This is a genomic window from Methanoculleus marisnigri JR1, assembly GCF_000015825.1.
GTDB lineage: Archaea > Halobacteriota > Methanomicrobia > Methanomicrobiales > Methanoculleaceae > Methanoculleus > Methanoculleus marisnigri.
The window spans coordinates 614,807-632,185 of record NC_009051.1; the positions used below are offsets into that span (position 1 = coordinate 614,807).

Genomic DNA, 17,379 nt, shown 5'->3' on the forward strand with positions numbered 1-17,379 from the left:
AGTACATGCATTCAGAAGTGAACCCGTGGTCGAATAACCAGACCGTTGATGTAGATCGACTGTTCGCCGAGTTCGGCATCGAGCCGGTCAGTGAGGTCGCACGAAGGCTTCCCGAGGTACCGTCGTTTATGCGCAGGGGTATCGTCGTCGGGCACCGGGACTACAACCTGGTCGCCGACGCCATCCGGAACCGCACCCCGTTTCACGTGCTGACCGGGTTCATGCCCTCGGGACTCCCGCACCTCGGGCACCTGATGGTCATGAAAGAGGTCGTCTGGCACGTCCGGCAGGGCGGGAACGGCTACGTCGCCGTCGCCGACCGGGAGGCGCACGCGGTCCGCGGCATATCGTGGGAGAAGTGCCGCGAGTACGGGAAGGAGTACCTCAAGGCTCTCTACGCGCTTGGATTCGAGGGTAAGACCTACTACCAGAGCAGGAACGACCGCTTGAAGGATCTCGCGTTCGAGGCGTCCACGAAGGTGAACTTCTCGGAGCTCGCTGCGATCTATGGGTTCGGGCCGGAGACATCGCTCTCCCACGCCGTGAGCGTCATCACCCAGGTCGCCGACATCCTCTTCCCGCAGCTCGATGCCGGCCCCGCGCCGACGATCGTCCCGGTCGGCCTCGACCAGGACCCGCACATCCGGCTCACCCGGGACGTGGCCTACAAACTCAGGCAGTTCACGGTCGAGGATCGCGGCGACCATATCAGCGTCCGGTCGAAGAACGCTCCCGAGGAGGCTCTCGAGGCCGTGCACCGCACCTTCCCCGGCTCGAAGAAGTACGCGGGCCACGTGGACGTCACAGGCCTTCCGCAGGCGCGGGTGGAGGACGCCGTCCGCGAGATCGAGATCGCACACGGCGGGTTCGGGTTCTACCTCCCCTCGTCGACCTACCACATCTTCATGCCCGGGCTCCAGGGCGGGAAGATGTCGAGCAGCGTGCCCGAGAGTTCGTTCGGGTTCTACGAGTCCGACAAGTCGATCAGGAAGAAGGTCATGGCGGCGAAGACCGGCGGACGGATGACGCTCGAGGAGCAGAAGCGTCTCGGGGGCGAGCCGGACGCCTGCTCGGTCTATCTCCTGAATCTCTTCCACATGCTCGAGGACGACGTGGAACTCGCCGACCTGCGCCGCCGGTGCGAGAGCGGCGAACTCACCTGCGGGCAGTGCAAGAAGGAGACGCTGGAGCGCGTGCAGGCGTTCCTTTCGGAGTTGCGGGATAAGATGGATTCGGTCGAACACCTTGCAGAGGAGGTGTGATAGTGGAACTGACGCTGAACGAGAAGAGGCTCCTGGTTGCCCTGGGGCCGATGGGATCGGCCGACGCGGCCGTCCTTGCGGAGAAGATGGATACCCGCCGGGAAGCGGTGGTGCAGTACGCGAACCTCGCCGGTGATCGGGGGCTTGTGGACGTGGAAAAACACGTCGCCCGTCGGTACGTCCCGACAGAAGAGGGACGGGCCTACATGGGCAAAGGCCTCCCCGAGCGGCAGGTGCTCGAGAGTTTCGAGGAGTCAATCCCGATGCGGGATCTCCAGGGCCACCCGCTTGCAAAGATCGCCATCGGCTGGATGCGCAAGAAGGGCTGGATCGCGATCACGGGCGGGGTTGTACAGAAGACCGGCAAGACCGCTCCGGGCCCCGACGAAGCCGCGTTTGTCCGGCTCGCCGAAAAGGGCGAGATCGCCGACGGCGAGGGTGTTGCCGATCTCGCGAAGCGCGGGCTCGCCATTGAGGAGGAAACGGTCGCCTACACCGTCTCGATCACGCCCCGCGGCCGCGAACTCCTCAGCCAGGGCCTCGACCTGCGGGAAGAGGCGGGCACGCTCACCCGCGAGCAGATCCTCTCCGGCGAGTGGAAGTCTCTCCCCCTCCGGCGCTACGACGTCACGAAACTCCCGAAACGCGCCTACCCCGGGAAGGTGCATCCTTACCAGCGCATCATCGACGAGATGCGCCGCATCCTCTTCGACATGGGATTCGAGGAGATGTCGGGCGGGATCGTCCAGAGTTCGTTCTGGAACTTCGACGCCCTCTTCCAGCCGCAGGACCACCCGGCGCGGGAGATGCAGGACACCTTCTTCCTCGGCGAGCGCCGGCCGCTCCCGGCAGGTTACGAGCGCGTCCGCGATATGCACGAGCACGGCGGCGAGACCTCCTCGACCGGGTGGGGAGGCACCTGGAGCGCCGAGAAGGCAGAGCAGTGCGTGCTCCGGACCCACACGACGAGCCTCTCTATCCAGCACCTCGCCGCGCACCCGAAGCCGCCGGTCAAGGCCTTCTGCATCGGCCGGGTCTACCGGCGGGAGGCGATCGATCCCACGCACCTCGCAGAGTTCGAGCAGCTCGAGGGGATCGTCATGGATGAAGACGTCAACTTACGCCACCTCCTCGGTTTCCTAAAAGAGTTCTACGCCAAGATGGGCTTTGAGAAGGTCCGGTTCCGTCCCGGCTACTTCCCCTACACCGAGCCCTCCGTGGAGCCGGAGGTCTACGTCGACGGGCTCGGCTGGGTGGAACTCGGCGGGTCGGGCATCTTCCGCCAGGAGGTGACCGCCCCCTTCGGGATCGAACACCCGGTGCTCGCGTGGGGTCTCGGGATCAGCCGGGTGGCGATGCTCCGGCTCGGGCTGCGCGATCTCCGGCACCTCTACAGAAGCGACATCGAGTGGATCCGGGAGACGCCCGTCTACGGCGGGAGGCGGTAATATGGCAATCATCACGCTACCCTACCGGTACCTGGAACGGCTGGCCGGCACCGACCGGCAGACGATCATCGACCGCGTTCCGATGATCGGGGCCGACATCGAGCGGATCGAGGACGACCACGTGGACGTTGAGTTCTTCCCGAACCGGCCGGACCTCTACTCGCCCGAGGGCGTCGCCCGGGCGATGCGCGGGTTCCTCGGAATCGAGGAGGGCCTGCCGGCCTACACCGTCCGCCCTTCCGGCATCGCCTTCTCGGTCGATCCGGGCCTTGCCGATATCCGGCCGTTCCTCGGCTCGGCCGTGATCCGGAACGTCAACCTCGACGAAGAGGCGATCGAGAGCCTGATGGCCCTCCAGGAGGCCCTCCACTGGGCGGTCGGGCGCGGACGGGGCAAGGTGGCGATCGGCGTCCACGACCTCGATACGGTCACGCCTCCCTTCCGCTACATCGCCTCGCCCCGGAACCGGTCGTTCGTCCCGCTGGACTTCGAGCGGGAGATGACGATGGAGGAGATGCTCGCCGACCACCCGAAGGGCCGGGACTACGCTCACCTGGTGGAGAACTTCGATACGTTCCCGCTGATCGTCGATGCCGAGAACCGGGTGCTCTCCTTCCCGCCGATCATCAACGGCGAGCTGACGAGGGTCACGGCGGCGACGAAGAACATCCTGCTCGACTGCACCGGCACCGACAGGAGAGCGGTGATGACGGCGGTCAACATCATCTGCACGGCGCTCATCGAGGCCGGGGCGACGGTCGAGACGGTGACCGTCGAGGGGGAGGAGATGCCGACGCTCGCCCCCGCAGAAAGGGTCGTCTCGGTAGCGGAATGCTCCCGCCTCCTCGGTCTCTCCCTCACGCCGCAGGAGATGGCGGGGCTCCTTCGCCGGATGCGCTTTGACGCCGAGCCCGACGGCGACTCACGGGTCCGGATCCTCGTCCCCTGCTACCGCTCGGACATCCTCCACGACTGGGATATCTTCGAGGACGTGGCGATCGCCTACGGCATCGAGAACTTCGATGCCGCCCTCCCGGCGACCTCCACGGTTGCACAGGAGCACCCGATCCCCGCCGTCGCGGGAGCGGTCCGGTCGGTGATGACCGGCCTCGGGTATCTCGAAGCGATCCCGTTCACCCTCACAAACGAGCGGGTGCTGTATGCAAACATGCAGCGCGAGCCCGCGCCCGGAACCCTGCGGCTGCTCCACCCGATCAGCGAGGAGCAGACGGTGGTCCGGACCGACCTCCTCCCCCTGCTGATGGAGATGCTTCTTGCGAACAAGCACCGCGAACTCCCGCAGCGGCTCTTTGCGGTGGGGGACGTGGTCGAGGACTGCGTCACCTACCTGAAGGTCGCGGCGGTCAGTATCCACCCGGCGGCCGACTTCTCCGAGGCATACGCGGCGGCGGACGTCCTCTGCCGCGAGCTCTCGCTCTCCTACACGGTCGTCGAGTCGGCCGACCCGGCGTTCCTCGACGGCCGCCGCGGGGATATCGTCGTCGACGGAAAAATAGTCGGGGTGTTTGGGGAGATCCACCCCGCCGTTCTCGGGGCGTTCGACCTCGAGCACCCGGTCGCGGCGCTCGCGCTCGACCTTACAGCCGTACCGGGATACCCCGCCCTGCCAGATACTCCTTGACCTGGCGGACGGTGAACTCGCCGTAGTGGAAGACGCTTGCCGCGAGGCAGGCGTCGGCCTTTCCTTCCGTGAATCCGTCGTAGAAGTGGTCGAGCGTCCCCACGCCGCCGCTCGCGACCACCGGGATGCCGACCGTCTCCGAAACCGCTCTCGTGATCGGGATGTCGAACCCCTCTTTCGTCCCGTCGGCCTCCATGCTGGTGAGCAGGATCTCGCCCGCCCCGCGCTCCTCCGCCTCTGTCGCCCAGGCGACGGCGTCAAGCCCCGTGCCCCGGCTCCCGCCGTGGGTCACGACCTCGTACCAGCACTCCTGGCCGTCGGCGAGTGTTATCGGCGTTTTTCCCGGTGCCGTCTCGTAGTTGCGCCGGACATCGACGGCGACGACGATGCACTGGGTGCCGAACCGCTCGGCGCCCTGCGAGATCAGGTTCGGGTCGGCGACGGCGCTCGAGTTGATGCTCACCTTGTCCGCGCCCGCCCGGAGGATCTGTTTCATATCCTCGATCGTCCGGATGCCGCCGCCGACGGTGAGCGGGAGAAAGAGCTGGTCGGCCGCCCGCTGCACGACGTCGATGATGGTGCCCCGGTCTTCCCTGGTGGCGGTGATGTCGAGGAAGACCACCTCGTCCGCGCCCTGCTCGTTGTAGCGCTGGGCGAGTTCGACGGGATCGCCCGCGTCGCGCAGGCCGACGAAGTGCGTGCCCTTGACCACCCGCCCGTCCTTGAGGTCAAGGCAGGGGATGATCCGCTTGGTCAGAACCATGTGTAGTGATTTTGAGGCGGAGGTGATGAGGTTTTGGTATGTGCGACTGGCCGAAGGTGCGATGTTCCTCTGGAACAGAGCTGGAGCACCGGTAGGAACGACGTTCCATGGGAACGGAGTTCGAGCACCGGAGGTGCGAGGTGCGGGGGCAGGAGCAGGAGAAAACGCGTAGCGTTTTCGACTTGCGACGGGCGGGAGCGGAGCGAGCGGCCGGAGTTCGAACACAGGAGGTGCGGGTTGGAGACAGGGGAGGGGGGATGCTCCCCCCTCCCCGTCAGCCCCTCCCCCAATGGCGATATCCGATGGAAATCCGTGTCCCCCAGCGCGTTTGCTATAAGTAAGCGTGAGTCTCATCTGTTTCAAGAAAGGCTATCGAAAGATAGGGTGTTTGAAAATGGTGAAAGTCCAACTTTGTTGACAATCTTGCAATCTTTGGGAGGAACATTAGGGCAACTCTGTTTCGCCTATGTAACTCCGTCAACTGATACTCCCTGATATCGCCACGCACTGCCCCCGCCCCGAGGTGTGGGGTGAACTCCGGTGACCCACTCCCCTACTTTTAAGTACTCACGAAAGACACCTTTACAGGCAAACCGGGGAATATCCGGGCAGGATAACCGGTCTGGTGGTTTTTATGGAGTCTGGAGATCTCAAAATTGCGTGGGCGCGGCAGTACATGCCGGTGCTCTCGTCCATTCGGAAGCGTTTCGTCGAGGAGAAGCCGTTCTCCGGCATGACTATCGGCATGGCCCTGCACGTCGAGGCGAAGACCGCGGTACTGGTCGAGACGCTCGCGGCAGGCGGCGCCGAGGTGCACATCACGGGGTGCAACCCCCTCTCGACCCAGGACGACGTCGCGACGGCGCTCGATACCCGGGAAGGGATTCACTCCTACGCCCGCCGGGGAGCCAGCGTCGAGGAGTACTACGCGGCCATCGACCGGGTGCTCGACGCCCGCCCCGCGATCACTATCGACGACGGCATGGACCTGATCTTCCGCATCCACACCGAGCGGCGGGATGTGCTGGACTCGGTCATCGGCGGGTGCGAGGAGACCACGACCGGCATCCACCGGCTCCGCGCGATGGCACAGGAGGGGGCGCTCAGGTTCCCGGTCGTCGCCGTCAACGACACCCCGATGAAGCACTTCTTCGACAACGTTCACGGCACCGGGGAGAGTTCGCTTGCGTCGATCATGATCACGACGAACATCCTCATCGCCGGAAAGCGGTTCGTCGTCGCGGGCTACGGCTACTGCGGCCGGGGACTCGCGCAGAAGGCCCGGAGCCTCGGCGCCCGCGTCATCGTGACCGAGGTCGACCCCAGAAGGGCGCTGCAGGCGCACATGGACGGCTTTGAGGTCATGACGATGGACGACGCGACACACCTCGGTGACATCTTCGTCACCACCACCGGCAACACGAGCATCCTCACCGAACGGCACTTCCCGAAGATGAAGGACGGGGCGATCCTCGCGAACGCCGGCCACTTCAACGTTGAGATCGACGTCGACTGGCTCGCGGCGCACGCGGATTCCACCGTCCACCGGGACGGCGTCGACACCTACGTGCTCGACGGCAAAGCCGTCCACGTCCTCGCCGAAGGGCGGCTCGTGAACCTCGCGACGCCGAAGGGCATGGGCCACCCCGTCGAGGTGATGGACCTGAGCTTCGCGGTCCAGGCGCTCTCCGCCGAGTTCATCGCGAAGCACGGCCGCGAACTCGCTCCCGGCGTGCACGACGTCCCGTCCGCCATCGATGAGGGGGTCGCGCGGCTGAAACTCGACGCGCTCGGCCTCTCTATCGACCGGCTGACGCCCGACCAGGAGACCTATATGAGCAGCTGGACGATCGGGACGTAAATCCACTTTTTTTAATACAAATCTCTGTGCAATATCCGGGGTGGGAAAAACGGAAGGGCCGGGACCGATACGCCGTCAGGTCTGACAGGCGTCTCCGTCACAATTCATTCGTAATATGAACCCGTGGCCGCACTCGCAGCAGCGGTACTGCGCATACATGCCGCACCCGGGAGCGTTGACATTCCCCAGGAGTTCCCCCGGGGAGCCGCACCGGGGGCATGCCGGCCCCCGGTCGTCGAACCAGTGGCCGCAGTTGAGGCATTGATGGACGGTATGGACCCGCGGGTTGGCGGTCATGATCTCCTTGACGTGGTTCCGGCACCCGCAGAATGGGCAGGGGACCGGTCCGTCCTCTCCGGCATCACCGACGTCGCACGGCGGGCACGCCGTCTTTTCGGTCACGTCTAACTCGTGCACACACCCGTCCCCCTGGTTACGATGTGGTTATTTCTCCACGGAATGCTGGAGCTCCATGCCTTTTGGGTCCGCCTGCGTTCGTCAGGCAGGTACAGGCCGGTCGGCTTGCTCTGTCTCATGCACCCCTATGGGCGCTCCTACTGCTTAAATGATACCTATCGGTATCAATAGGTATCTTATTAGAAAAATAAAAACGGTATGATATAATTGCTTCGCCGGGGTACCTGAATATGAAGATGGAATCTCCCGATAACGTCTCAAGCAAGCAGGTGGGTGTGCGGCTCCCGGGCCATCTCTACCGGTGGCTGAAGGAAAAGGTCGATAGCGGCGAATACTCGAATATGGCACAGTCGGTCATCGGGGAACTGACGAAAGCGAGGACACTCGAAGAGATGCGGTGCCGCGAAACTTCGTACTACGATGTTTCCGGGGGAGAGCCCCTTGCCCGGATGGTGAACGAGCGGATTGAAAGCGTCCGCCGCGAGCTCCTGGACGAAGTGAAGCGGGGGCGTACCTGACCTGGAATTATCGTCCAACTTCTGCGCGACCGCCACAGGCCGGGGCGACGATCTGTTCCCGCCCGGGCCGGCCGGCAGAACCTTCTCGAACTCTTTTGTCATCCGCTCCTTCAGCCTGCAGTACAACATGTTTTTATACTCCCCGGACGCGTAAACTAAATATCGTTTATTTGGGCTCAGAATAAGCTAAATTAAATATACCACGCCGCAATCCTCTATAAGGTGTCACAATGAAAGCATCAACCCCGGCAACCCTCGTTGCCCTGACCCTCATGATCACCGCCGGTCTCCTGGTCGCGGGATGCACGACCACCGGAGAGACGTCGGAAGAGACTACCCTGACCGTCTTTACGGCCGCGTCGCTCACGGGGGCCTTCACGGATATCGGCAAAGCCTACGAGGCACAGAACGGAAACGTCAGGATTGATCTGGTCTTCGACGGATCGCAGGCCCTCCGCACCCAGATTGAGCAGGGAGCGAACCCCGACGTCTTCGTCTCCGCGAGCACAAAGCACATGAAGGCCCTCCAGGACGGCGGGTTCATGGATGACGGTACCGTGGCGCCGTTCCTCGGGAACAGCATGGCCCTGATCGTCCCGGCCGACAACCCGGCAAATATCACCGGTCTGGCCGACCTGGCAAAACCGGGCACAAAGATTGTCATCGGCACCAAAGATGTTCCCTTCGGCGACTACACCCGGCAGGTGCTCGATAAGATGGCCGCCGATCCCGCATACGGCGAGGCGTACCGGGAAGCCGTGATGGAGAACGTCATCTCCGAGGAGACGGCGGTAAGCTCCGTGGTGCCCAAACTGACCCTCGGGGAGGCGGATGCGGCGTTCGTCTACAAATCGGACGTCTCGAAGGACGATCTGGACAAAGTGACCCGGATCGAGGTTCCGGCGGAGTATAACGTCATGGCCACGTATCCGCTCGGCATCCTTGCGGATTCGCCGCACAAGGCCGAAGCGGAGTCCTTCATAGCGTTCGTCCGGGGCCCGGACGGCAGCGCCATCCTGACCGAGTATGGATTCGACCCCATTCCGGCAGAGTCCTGAGGTGACCCGGCCCGAAGGTGGCCTGGCGCGAGTCTCGAGGGCGGGTCTTGCCCTCCTCGTCGCCGCCCTCGTCGCCCTCTTCCTCCTCTTCGTCACGCTGCCGGTCGCCTCGCTCTTCCTGCGCATATCGCCTGAGGCGTTCCTCCGGTCGCTCGCCGAACCGGTGGTGCTCGACGCGCTCTCCCTCTCGCTAGCCACCGCGACGGTGAGCACGGCGATCGTCGTCGTCTTCGGGACGCCGCTTGCCCTGGTGAATGCCCGGCACGACTACCCGGGGAGGGCGATCGTCGATACGCTCACCGATCTCCCCATCGTCCTGCCGCCGGCGGTGGCGGGCATCGCGCTCCTCATGGCGTTCGGCCGCCGGGGCGTGGTCGGGCAGTACCTCGACCAATTCGGTATCAGCATCGCCTTCACCACGGTCGCGGTGATCCTCGCGCAGGTCTTCGTGGCCTCGCCGTTCTACATTCGGCAGGCGAGGGCGAGTTTCGAGGCGGTCGACCGCATCTACGAGGATGCGGCCCGGACGCTCGGGGCATCCCCCATGAAGGTCGCCCTCCGGGTCACCATCCCGCTTGCGTGGGGCGGGCTCATCTCGGGTGCGATACTCTCGTTCGCCCGGGCGCTCGGGGAGTTCGGCGCCACGATCATGTTTGCCGGAAACTTCCAGGGACGAACCCAGACGATGCCGCTTGCCATCTACACGACGATGCAGGGCGACCTCGATGCCGCGATCAGCCTCGCGATCGTCCTCGTCGTGATATCGTTTGCGGTGATCGCCGCGGTGAAGATCATGACCCGGCGGAGGCTCTGATGCTCTCGTTCTCTGCCGTCCGGCAACTCCGCGACTTCACTCTCGACGTCACGCTCTCGGTCGGGTGCGGGGAGACCCTCGTCCTCGTCGGCGAGAACGGGGCGGGCAAGTCCACGGTGCTGAACCTGATCTCCGGCATCCTCACCCCTGACCGTGGGGAGATCGTCCTCGGGGAGAGGAGGCTCTACTCAGGCGAGGAGGGGATCGACGTCCCCGCCGAGAGCCGGAAGGTCGGCCACCTCTTCCAGTCTTACGCCCTCTTCCCGCATATGACCGTCGCCGAGAACGTGGCGTTCGGCCTCCGCTGCCGGAAGGTCTCGCGGCCGGAGATCGCGTTCTCCGTGACGAACCAGCTTCGCGCGATGAACCTCGCCGATCTTGCGGACGTCAACGTCGGCAGGCTCTCGGGCGGGCAGCGGCAGCGGGTGGCCCTCGCCCGGGCGCTGGTGCTCGACCCGGACCTCCTCCTCCTCGACGAACCGCTCGCCGCCGTCGATATGCGGGCGCAAGCTGCGATGCGAATGGAACTCCGCGACCGGATACGGAGCGCCGGCATCCCCTGCATCGTCGTCACCCACAACCTCCGCGACGCCCTCGAACTCGCCGACCGCCTCTGCCTCCTCGAAGAGGGGCAGGTGGTCGCCGAGGGTGCGCCGGAGGAGGTGCTCGGCATGCAGGATAACGGGTTCATCGCGAGTTTTGCCGGGTCGGAACCCCACAACGGCTTTATGCCCCGGGCGTCTATCACTGGTCATAGCCGGAGGCTGCCGGACTCCCGGCCCCTCGGATGACGACCATGAAGAAGCAGGGATATGTTCTCCTCCTCGCACTGCTCGCGCCGATCTCTCTCGTGCCGGGTTCGGCCGCGGGCGGGGAGATCCCCATCAATTACTCGTTCAACGAGTCGCACGCGGAGATATACCCGCAGATGCTTGAGCGGAACGCCTCCGTAGGGGAATACTATGAGAGGATCTGCCCCGAATTCCTGGAGAGCATGCCCCCGGAGACGAGGGCGCATCTCTACAACACGACGATGCCCCGGCACCGGCCTCCCGGTGCCGACGGAGAATTTGTGCCGCCCCTGATAACGGGCAAAGTCGCCATCGCCACCGCATCCCCCGTGATCTCGGTGTGCGGAGTGCCCGTTGTCCTCGTCGCCATCGGTCTCGCCGGTATCGGCATCCTTGCCCTAATCACGGTGGCCTTGCTCGTCCGGGAGCGTATCCGCAACGGGAAGGAGTGAGCATCACTGCGGGCGGCGTGCCGGGCCGCGTGCACAATAGAGATACTCCTGCGCGTATCCGGCATACTCCCCGAAGTAGTCCCGGCTAAACCGCCGGATCCTCTCGTACTCCGGCGGGGTGCAGTTTTTTCCGGTAAGATCGGAGAGGTAGGTCTCCCTCACGATCCGGCGTATCCAGACATCGACCGGAAACGCCTCGAAGAACCCGAACGCAAAGAGCAGCACACAGTCCGCCGCTTTCGGCCCGACGCCGCGGAATCGCATCAACGTCTCCCGTGCCTCCTCGAACGGGAGGGCGGCGATACGCTCCGCCCAGTCCGGGTACTCAGTCGCATATCCGGCTGCCTCGTGAACGTAATCCGTCCGGTAGCCGAGTTTGCAGTCCCACAGGTCCGCGCGGGAGACTGCGCCGAGCGCTTCCGGCTCCGGGAACGCATACGTTCTGCCGAAAGGTCCGTCTACCGGTCTCCCGTAGCGCTCCGCCATCAGCGCGGCCCGGCGCTTCACCGCCGGGATATTCGTGTTCGTGGCGCAGATGTAGGAGATCAGGCACTCCCACGGCGGTTGCCTGACGAGACGCAGACCCCGGCACTCCCGGACGGCGGCACCAATCGCCGGGTCGCGGTCGATTGACGAAAGAATTGCGTTAAGGTCCTGGTCAAGTTGGAAGTAGTCGCGGACGAACCCCGCATCCCCCCCCTCAAACGTGAGCCGGTTTGCATCCTGCCGTATCCGGACGGCCCGGCCGCCGGCGACGCCCTGCCACCACCCGTCCGTCTTCTCCCAGCGGAACGCCTGCCCGCAGGCGAGCGTCAGGTCGAGGTCGAACGGCTGGTCGGGCCGGAGTTCGATCGTCGTCATGGCCGGCGGCACCGCCGGGTAAAAAAGAGGTTATTCTTTCTTCTCATCCTTCATCTGCTGGTAGACGCAGGACTGAACGTCCTGGCCCAGTTTCCCGATCGCGTCCGCCCGGCAGCGTGCGCAGTGGCGCATCTGCTTGATGTACGGAGCGCATTGGTCCTGCATCTCCCGCTTCTCCTTCGGTGTCGGGGGGGTGATATGGGCGAACTTGTACTGCGGGATGACTGGAATGACGTTGAAGGTGAACGCCCCCATCTCGCCGACCTTCTTTGCAATCTCGGGGATGTGCTCGTCGTTGATCCCGGGGATGTAGACGGTGTTGATCTTGACGAAGATCTTCTTCGCGACCGCCATCTCGATCCCCTTCAACTGCTGGGAGAGGAGGATTTCTGCCGCCTCGCGCCCGTGATACCTCTTCCCTTTGTAGTCGACCCAGGCGTAGATCTTCTCCCCGATCGCGGGGTCGACGGCGTTGAGCGTGATCGTGATGTTTCCGACATCGTACTTCGCGAGTTCTTCTATATACTCGGGGAGCATAAGGCCGTTCGTGCTGATGCACATGATCAGGTGCGGAAACTCCTCGTGGACCAGCCGCAGAGCCTCGAACGTCTCGGGGTTTGCGAGCGGCTCACCCGGCCCCGCGATGCCGATCACCTTCACGTACGGATAATCCCTGACGACGTTCCTGACCAGGTCGAGCCCCTCTTCCGGGGTGAGAACCTTGCTCGTGACACCCGGCCGGCTCTCGTTCACGCAGTCGAAGTCGCGTATGCAGTAGTTGCACTGGATATTGCAATCTGGAGCGACGGGGAGATGGCATCGTCCGAAGGCGTGGCAGGCTTTATCTGAGTAGCAGGGGTGCTCGCTGATCTTACGTAGCTGCTCCGGATCGTAAGGAACCTCCCTGCCCTGGACCGTCGCGGTCCGATACTCGTCGGCCATATGACAGATCTATGTGCCGATGAATATTATATACTGATGGTTGCGGTCTTCCCGGGCGGCACAAAAAAAAGGTGGTACGGGTCAGGCCGTCTCCTGGCTGAGGTCGAACGGGAGATGTTCCTTGCCGGCCTCCCGCGTATCCCGCTCCGGCTCCATCCCGAACCGCTCCTCCGCAGCTTTCAGGATCCGGCCGAGCATCTCGGGGTACGTCAGGCCCGCGTACTTCGCCATCCTGGCGAGGTGGCCGTCCCAGCACCAGCCGGGGTTCGGGTTGACCTCGAGGAGTTTTGGGTTGCCGTGCTCGTCGAGCCGCCAGTCGAACCGGCAGTAGTCGCGGCACTCCAGGCGTTCGAAGAGGGCGAGGCAGCACCGCACGATCGCCTTCTCGGTCTCCTCGGGGAGGTCCGCGGGCTTTGAGGTGATCTTCCAGTAGGGCGAGTCCGGGAGCCACTTCGCCTCGTAGCCGCAGATGCGGGGGAGACCCGGGGGCAGGGCGGAGTAGTCCTCCTCGATGACGGGCAGCACCATGCTGTATCCCGACGGGTTCCCGATGATCCCGACGCTGATGTCTTTTCCCGTGAGGAACTCCTCGACGAGGAGCGAGCGGTCGTAGCCGAGGGTCGTCCGGAGCGAGGTGATGATGTCGGAGAGTTCCTCGATGGAGTGGGCGATGCTCTCTTGCGTGATGCCGTAGGAGGAGTCGCCTGCGTTCGGCTTGACGATCGCCGGGAACTTCATCCCGACATCGTAAGTGCGGTCGCCGGGGGTGATGAAGCAGGCGTCCGGCACCGGGATCCCCATCTCTTTTGCGATCCCCCGCACGAGCGATTTGTCGTAGCAGAACGCGAGCGCCTGCGGGCCGGCTCCCGTGTACGGGATGCTGTAAATCTCGAAAAGCGCCGGGACGTGGAGTTCTTTCCTCGGGTCGTTGTTGAACCCCTCGTCGCAGAGGTTGAAGACGTAGTCCACCTTCCCCTTCAGTCTCTGGAGATCCTGGATCAGCGTCTCGTGCTTGAAGAGGTAGGTGAACCGGTAGCCGGAGAGTTCCCGCAGCGCCGCCTTCATCTGGTCGATGGTGTAGAAGTCGTCGTCGTCGAAGGCGCAGGAGGGTTTCAGGGCGTCGGGCCTCGCCGGGTCGCCGAGGAGCACCGCGACGTGTTTTGCCGTCTCCCGGCCTTTTGTCTTCGTCGCCGACCATTCCTTCCTGACGTGCGCGGTAACGATGTGGCGGCGCTCCATCATCCCGAGGTCCTGGTTGCGCTGCGACTCGGTCGCGATCTCGTGGAAGGCGATGCCGGAGAACCCCGCCTTCTCAAGGAGCCGCCGGAGCGCCTCGGGGGTGTAGAGGTGCTCGGCGTAGAACTGGTCGGCCACGACGCCCTTCTCGACGTCGGTTATCACCTCACGGGATATCAGGCGCTGGTCGTCGAACGAGAGCGACCTCTCGCGGCAGACGAACATGGTATCGTCGATCCACTCCCACGACCTCGGCTGGAAGTGCTCTTTTAAGTACTCGCCGTCGGCGACGTCCAGGAGCACCCGCCCCCAGGGTTTGAGGATGCGCCGGATCTCGGTGAGGATCCGGAGATCCTCCTCGACGGAGTCGAAATAGCCGAAACTGTTCCCGAGGACGAGGACGACGTCGTAGGTGTCGGTGCGGTACGGGAGTCGCCGGGCGTCCCCCTCCCTGAACCTGACGGGGAGCCCCTCTTTCTTCGCGGTCGACCGGGCCCGCTGGATTAGGTAGTGCGACTGGTCGAGGCCTTCGGCGTTGTAGCCCCTGCGCGCGAGTTCGAGGGTGTGCCTGCCCTGGCCGCAACAGAGGTCGAGGACTTTTTCGTGGGGCTGGAGGTGCAGAACCCGGGCGATCCGGTCGATCTCTCTCCCGGTGATCCGGGGGTCGTCGACGACGTCGCCGTCGGTCTTCAGGTAAAGGCGATTGAAGATGCCCCTCCACCAGTCGGGTTTTACGTGGTCTTCAAGGTTCGGGACCGGACCGATCGTCCTCCTGTCCCGGTGTCTTCCCTTGCGTCTGCTATCGGGAGGCTCGTCGGTGTGGACCTCGTCGATCATGCCGGGCCACTCCCCCCGGCTTCGTTTCCGGAATAGAACCGGTGTTCTGCCGGGTTGCAAAAGAGAACGGTTATCCTGTACATAGTTGGATGATCTTTCGATAGGATAGTATCGATAAAAGCATTGCGTCACGTACCTCCCTGGAGAGGGAAACCGGCACATTGGAGAGGGTTTTTCCTTCCCGTGCATCCCGGCCACGCAGAGGCCGGCGCAGGACGGGTCATGCCGCCCCGGATCCCCGAGACGCACCTATTATATGCAGGCAGGTAGTTGTGTATGTGCAGATTATCTGCATGGTTGAAGTATATGGAAGAGAGATACCCCCGCAGGGGCCCCGGATCGTATCAGGACCGTCCCCGCGAGTTCCACAAGGCGGTCTGTTCCGACTGCGGCAAAGAGTGCGAAGTTCCTTTCAAGCCTACGGAGGGTCGGCCGGTCTACTGTCTCGACTGCCTCCCGAAGCACAGGAAACCCCGGTTTTGAGTAGCCAGTAAGAATACTGTTTCCCGAAGTAAGTGAGTGAAATTCCAATGGAAGAGAGATATCCCCGCAGGGGCCCCGGATCGTATCAGGACCGTCCCCGCGAGTTCCACAAGGCAGTCTGCGCTGACTGCGGCAAAGAGTGCGAAGTTCCTTTCAAGCCTACGGAGGGTCGGCCGGTCTACTGCCGCGACTGCCTCCCGAAGCACAGAAAACCCCGATTCTAACCCCTTTTTTGAGCCGAGCGCCGTCACACGACGAGCCGTCTTCTCATCAGCCTGATGGCGAGCACGAAGAAGATCACGGTCGCTACCGCGATCCAGGCGAGGTTGAGGAGGTTTACCGGCGAGAACGCCGCGAGCGTGATTGCCCGGTTGAAGCCGACGACGTGCGTGAGCGGGAGGGCGGCGAGGGCGAAGTACTGGATCGGTTCCGGGAGCAGGTCCAGCGGGAAGAACGTCCCCGAGAAGAGGAACATCGGGGTGATGAAGAGGAACGAGGGGTAGTTCAGCGCGTCGATGCTCGGCGTGATTGCCGTGAAGCACATCGCGATCCCCGCGAAGAGGAGGCCGGCGAGGAACGCGAAGGGTATGAGCAGCAGGGACGACGGCATGGCGACGACGTTGAAGATGAGGAGCACGGGGAGCATCAGCGTTGCGTAGATCATCCCCCGGGTGGCGCCCCAGATCATCTCTCCCGCGATCACCTCGTCGATGCCGACCGGGGTCGCGATGATGGCGTCGAACGTCTTCTGGTAGTACATCCGGACGAACGACGAGTAGGTGCACTCGAAGAAGGCCGAGTACATCACCGATATCGAGACGAGGGCCGGTGCGATGAAGATGGGGTAGGGAATCCCGTCGACCGCCTCGATATAGGTCCCGAGACCGAACCCCAGCGCCAGGAGGTAGAGGACCGGCTCGATGAAGGGCGGGATGAAGTTCACCCGGTAGGTCCTGAGGAAGGCGTCCCAGTTCCTCCGCCAGACGCTCTGTACTCTCGCGGTAACGTCGATCAGCATTCGCTCACTCCCGCAGGCTCCGCCCGGTCAGCCGCAGAAAGACGTCCTCGAGGGTTGCCGGGCGGACCGTCACCGCCGCCTCGTGCCGGCAGACCTCGAGCAGTTCGCGTGCAACGTCGTTCGGACGATCCGTGAATACCTGGAGGACGTCGCCGGCGAGATCGTAGTTCACGCCGAGCTCGTCCAGGCGGGCGACCACCTTCTGTGTCCGCTCAACCTCGACGACGTCGCTCCCGGCATGCTCGCGGATGAGGTCCGCCGGGGTGCCCTCGACGAGGATCTTTCCGTGATCCATGATCACCAGCCGGTCGCAGAGGCGTTCCGCTTCGTCGAGGTAGTGGGTGGTGAGGACGAGGGTGTTTCCTTCGGCCCGGAGGCTCCGGAGCGTCTCCCAGATCAGGTGCCGCGCCTGCGGGTCGAGCCCGATGGTGGGCTCGTCGAGGATGAGCAGTTCCGGTTCGTTGACGAGCGCCCGGGCGATGATCAGCCGCCGTTTCATCCCGCCCGAGAGTTTGTCGATCAGGACGTCCCGTTTCTCGTCGAGCTGCATGAACGTGAGGAGTTCTTTTGCCCGCTTCTCCGCTTCCTGCTTCGGGATGCCGAAGTAGCGGGCGTAGACCAGCAGGTTCCGGTAGGCCGAGAAATCCGGGTCGAGGTTGTTCTCCTGCGGCACCACCCCGAGACGGCTCTTGATCTGGCGCGGGTGGGTGTCGACGTCCATCCCGAAGACCTCCAGTGTTCCGCCGGATTTCGGGGAGATGCACTGGATCATCTTCATGGTCGTCGTCTTCCCCGCTCCGTTCGGGCCGAGAAACCCGAAGACCTCCCCTTCCCTGACCCGGAAGGCGATCCGGTCGACCGCGACGAGGTCCCCGAACCGCTTCAAGAGGTCGTGCGCTGCGATGACGTCCCCGATTCTCTCCTCCTCCTGAAAAGTCAGTGAAGTCGTGCGACTACAACATTCTTTCGCTCACCC

At 63.8% G+C, this 17,379-nt stretch carries 18 protein-coding genes; 11 read left to right on the forward strand and 7 right to left on the reverse strand.

Going from position 1 to position 17,379, the window contains the following annotated elements; all coding sequences use genetic code 11:
• The first annotated feature begins 5 nt into the window (after window positions 1-5).
• The 3 genes from MEMAR_RS03150 to pheT are packed head-to-tail and all read left to right on the forward strand — an operon-like array spanning window position 6 to window position 4,352.
• On the forward strand, window positions 6-1,262 hold the full coding sequence (locus tag MEMAR_RS03150; protein ID WP_011843486.1) for a tryptophan--tRNA ligase: 1,257 nt from the start codon (window positions 6-8) through the stop codon (window positions 1,260-1,262).
• A gap of 2 nt (window positions 1,263-1,264) precedes the next feature.
• On the forward strand, window positions 1,265-2,710 hold the full coding sequence (pheS, locus tag MEMAR_RS03155) for a phenylalanine--tRNA ligase subunit alpha (RefSeq protein WP_011843487.1): 1,446 nt from the start codon (window positions 1,265-1,267) through the stop codon (window positions 2,708-2,710).
• Between the two features lies 1 nt (window position 2,711).
• Entirely contained in the window at window positions 2,712-4,352 is a 1,641-nt protein-coding gene (pheT, locus tag MEMAR_RS03160; RefSeq protein WP_011843488.1) for a phenylalanine--tRNA ligase subunit beta, read from the forward strand.
• Here pheT and hisF read toward each other — a convergent pair.
• On the reverse strand, window positions 4,309-5,115 hold the full coding sequence (gene hisF / locus MEMAR_RS03165) for an imidazole glycerol phosphate synthase subunit HisF (RefSeq protein WP_011843489.1): 807 nt from the start codon (window positions 5,113-5,115) through the stop codon (window positions 4,309-4,311). The two genes, pheT and hisF, sit on opposite strands and share 44 nt — an antisense overlap.
• Before the next feature lie 634 nt (window positions 5,116-5,749).
• On the opposite strand from hisF, the gene MEMAR_RS03170 reads away from it, so the two are divergent.
• On the forward strand, window positions 5,750-6,976 hold the full coding sequence (locus MEMAR_RS03170) for an adenosylhomocysteinase (RefSeq protein WP_011843490.1): 1,227 nt from the start codon (window positions 5,750-5,752) through the stop codon (window positions 6,974-6,976).
• A gap of 75 nt (window positions 6,977-7,051) precedes the next feature.
• On the opposite strand, the gene MEMAR_RS03175 is transcribed toward MEMAR_RS03170, so the two are convergent.
• Window positions 7,052-7,393 (reverse strand): hypothetical protein, encoded by a 342-nt coding sequence (locus MEMAR_RS03175; protein WP_011843491.1) that lies wholly within the window; start codon window positions 7,391-7,393, stop codon window positions 7,052-7,054.
• Between the two features lie 230 nt (window positions 7,394-7,623).
• Here MEMAR_RS03175 and MEMAR_RS03180 point away from each other — a divergent pair, with 230 nt between their 5' ends.
• From MEMAR_RS03180 to MEMAR_RS03200, 5 genes are all read left to right on the forward strand, one after another.
• Complete coding sequence (locus MEMAR_RS03180) at window positions 7,624-7,911, forward strand: hypothetical protein (RefSeq protein ID WP_011843492.1); 288 nt, start codon at window positions 7,624-7,626, stop codon at window positions 7,909-7,911.
• A gap of 230 nt (window positions 7,912-8,141) precedes the next feature.
• Window positions 8,142-8,969, forward strand: coding sequence for a molybdate ABC transporter substrate-binding protein (gene modA / locus MEMAR_RS03185; protein ID WP_011843493.1), 828 nt, complete (start codon window positions 8,142-8,144; stop codon window positions 8,967-8,969).
• Window positions 8,938-9,783 (forward strand): ABC transporter permease, encoded by an 846-nt coding sequence (locus MEMAR_RS03190; RefSeq protein WP_052291845.1) that lies wholly within the window; start codon window positions 8,938-8,940, stop codon window positions 9,781-9,783. The genes modA and MEMAR_RS03190 overlap by 32 nt, the downstream gene beginning before the upstream one ends.
• Window positions 9,783-10,574, forward strand: coding sequence for a sulfate/molybdate ABC transporter ATP-binding protein (locus tag MEMAR_RS03195; RefSeq protein ID WP_011843495.1), 792 nt, complete (start codon window positions 9,783-9,785; stop codon window positions 10,572-10,574). The genes MEMAR_RS03190 and MEMAR_RS03195 overlap by 1 nt, the downstream gene beginning before the upstream one ends.
• 5 nt (window positions 10,575-10,579) lie before the next feature.
• Window positions 10,580-11,026: a hypothetical protein gene (locus tag MEMAR_RS03200; protein ID WP_011843496.1), complete on the forward strand. Its 447-nt coding sequence runs from the start codon at window positions 10,580-10,582 to the stop codon at window positions 11,024-11,026.
• 3 nt (window positions 11,027-11,029) lie between these two features.
• On the opposite strand, the gene MEMAR_RS03205 is transcribed toward MEMAR_RS03200, so the two are convergent.
• The 3 genes from MEMAR_RS03205 to MEMAR_RS03215 form a co-directional block, all read right to left on the reverse strand.
• A complete protein-coding gene (locus MEMAR_RS03205; protein ID WP_011843497.1) occupies window positions 11,030-11,887 on the reverse strand; it encodes a DNA-3-methyladenine glycosylase family protein in 858 nt (285 codons plus the stop codon).
• 30 nt (window positions 11,888-11,917) lie between these two features.
• Window positions 11,918-12,829: a nitrogenase cofactor biosynthesis protein NifB gene (nifB, locus tag MEMAR_RS03210; protein WP_011843498.1), complete on the reverse strand. Its 912-nt coding sequence runs from the start codon at window positions 12,827-12,829 to the stop codon at window positions 11,918-11,920.
• A gap of 81 nt (window positions 12,830-12,910) precedes the next feature.
• Complete coding sequence (locus tag MEMAR_RS03215) at window positions 12,911-14,902, reverse strand: methyltransferase domain-containing protein (RefSeq protein ID WP_011843499.1); 1,992 nt, start codon at window positions 14,900-14,902, stop codon at window positions 12,911-12,913.
• A gap of 306 nt (window positions 14,903-15,208) precedes the next feature.
• Here MEMAR_RS03215 and MEMAR_RS12645 point away from each other — a divergent pair, with 306 nt between their 5' ends.
• The gene (locus tag MEMAR_RS12645) at window positions 15,209-15,385 is read left to right on the forward strand and encodes a CxxC-x17-CxxC domain-containing protein (protein WP_081432586.1); all 177 of its coding nucleotides are present in this window, start codon (window positions 15,209-15,211) and stop codon (window positions 15,383-15,385) included.
• 47 nt (window positions 15,386-15,432) lie between these two features.
• Window positions 15,433-15,609, forward strand: coding sequence for a CxxC-x17-CxxC domain-containing protein (locus tag MEMAR_RS12650; RefSeq protein WP_011843501.1), 177 nt, complete (start codon window positions 15,433-15,435; stop codon window positions 15,607-15,609).
• A 23-nt stretch (window positions 15,610-15,632) separates the two neighbouring features.
• On the opposite strand, the gene MEMAR_RS03220 is transcribed toward MEMAR_RS12650, so the two are convergent.
• Both MEMAR_RS03220 and MEMAR_RS03225 read right to left on the reverse strand, forming a co-directional pair.
• On the reverse strand, window positions 15,633-16,403 hold the full coding sequence (locus MEMAR_RS03220; RefSeq protein WP_011843502.1) for an ABC transporter permease: 771 nt from the start codon (window positions 16,401-16,403) through the stop codon (window positions 15,633-15,635).
• Window positions 16,404-16,407: 4 nt separating this feature from the next.
• Entirely contained in the window at window positions 16,408-17,289 is an 882-nt protein-coding gene (locus MEMAR_RS03225; RefSeq protein ID WP_011843503.1) for an ABC transporter ATP-binding protein, read from the reverse strand.
• Window positions 17,290-17,379: the final 90 nt, after the last annotated feature.

Coding starts and splice junctions, on each gene's coding strand:
- MEMAR_RS03215 (WP_011843499.1), bottom strand. CDS start 14,902: ATGATCGACGAGGTCCACACCGACGAGCCTCCCGATAGCAGACGCAAG.
- MEMAR_RS12650 (WP_011843501.1), top strand. CDS start 15,433: ATGGAAGAGAGATATCCCCGCAGGGGCCCCGGATCGTATCAGGACCGT.
- hisF (WP_011843489.1), bottom strand. CDS start 5,115: ATGGTTCTGACCAAGCGGATCATCCCCTGCCTTGACCTCAAGGACGGG.
- MEMAR_RS03170 (WP_011843490.1), top strand. CDS start 5,750: ATGGAGTCTGGAGATCTCAAAATTGCGTGGGCGCGGCAGTACATGCCG.
- MEMAR_RS03180 (WP_011843492.1), top strand. CDS start 7,624: ATGAAGATGGAATCTCCCGATAACGTCTCAAGCAAGCAGGTGGGTGTG.
- pheT (WP_011843488.1), top strand. CDS start 2,712: ATGGCAATCATCACGCTACCCTACCGGTACCTGGAACGGCTGGCCGGC.
- MEMAR_RS12645 (WP_081432586.1), top strand. CDS start 15,209: ATGGAAGAGAGATACCCCCGCAGGGGCCCCGGATCGTATCAGGACCGT.
- MEMAR_RS03195 (WP_011843495.1), top strand. CDS start 9,783: ATGCTCTCGTTCTCTGCCGTCCGGCAACTCCGCGACTTCACTCTCGAC.
- MEMAR_RS03205 (WP_011843497.1), bottom strand. CDS start 11,887: ATGACGACGATCGAACTCCGGCCCGACCAGCCGTTCGACCTCGACCTG.
- MEMAR_RS03190 (WP_052291845.1), top strand. CDS start 8,938: ATGGATTCGACCCCATTCCGGCAGAGTCCTGAGGTGACCCGGCCCGAA.
- MEMAR_RS03150 (WP_011843486.1), top strand. CDS start 6: ATGCATTCAGAAGTGAACCCGTGGTCGAATAACCAGACCGTTGATGTA.
- MEMAR_RS03220 (WP_011843502.1), bottom strand. CDS start 16,403: ATGCTGATCGACGTTACCGCGAGAGTACAGAGCGTCTGGCGGAGGAAC.
- modA (WP_011843493.1), top strand. CDS start 8,142: ATGAAAGCATCAACCCCGGCAACCCTCGTTGCCCTGACCCTCATGATC.
- MEMAR_RS03200 (WP_011843496.1), top strand. CDS start 10,580: ATGAAGAAGCAGGGATATGTTCTCCTCCTCGCACTGCTCGCGCCGATC.
- nifB (WP_011843498.1), bottom strand. CDS start 12,829: ATGGCCGACGAGTATCGGACCGCGACGGTCCAGGGCAGGGAGGTTCCT.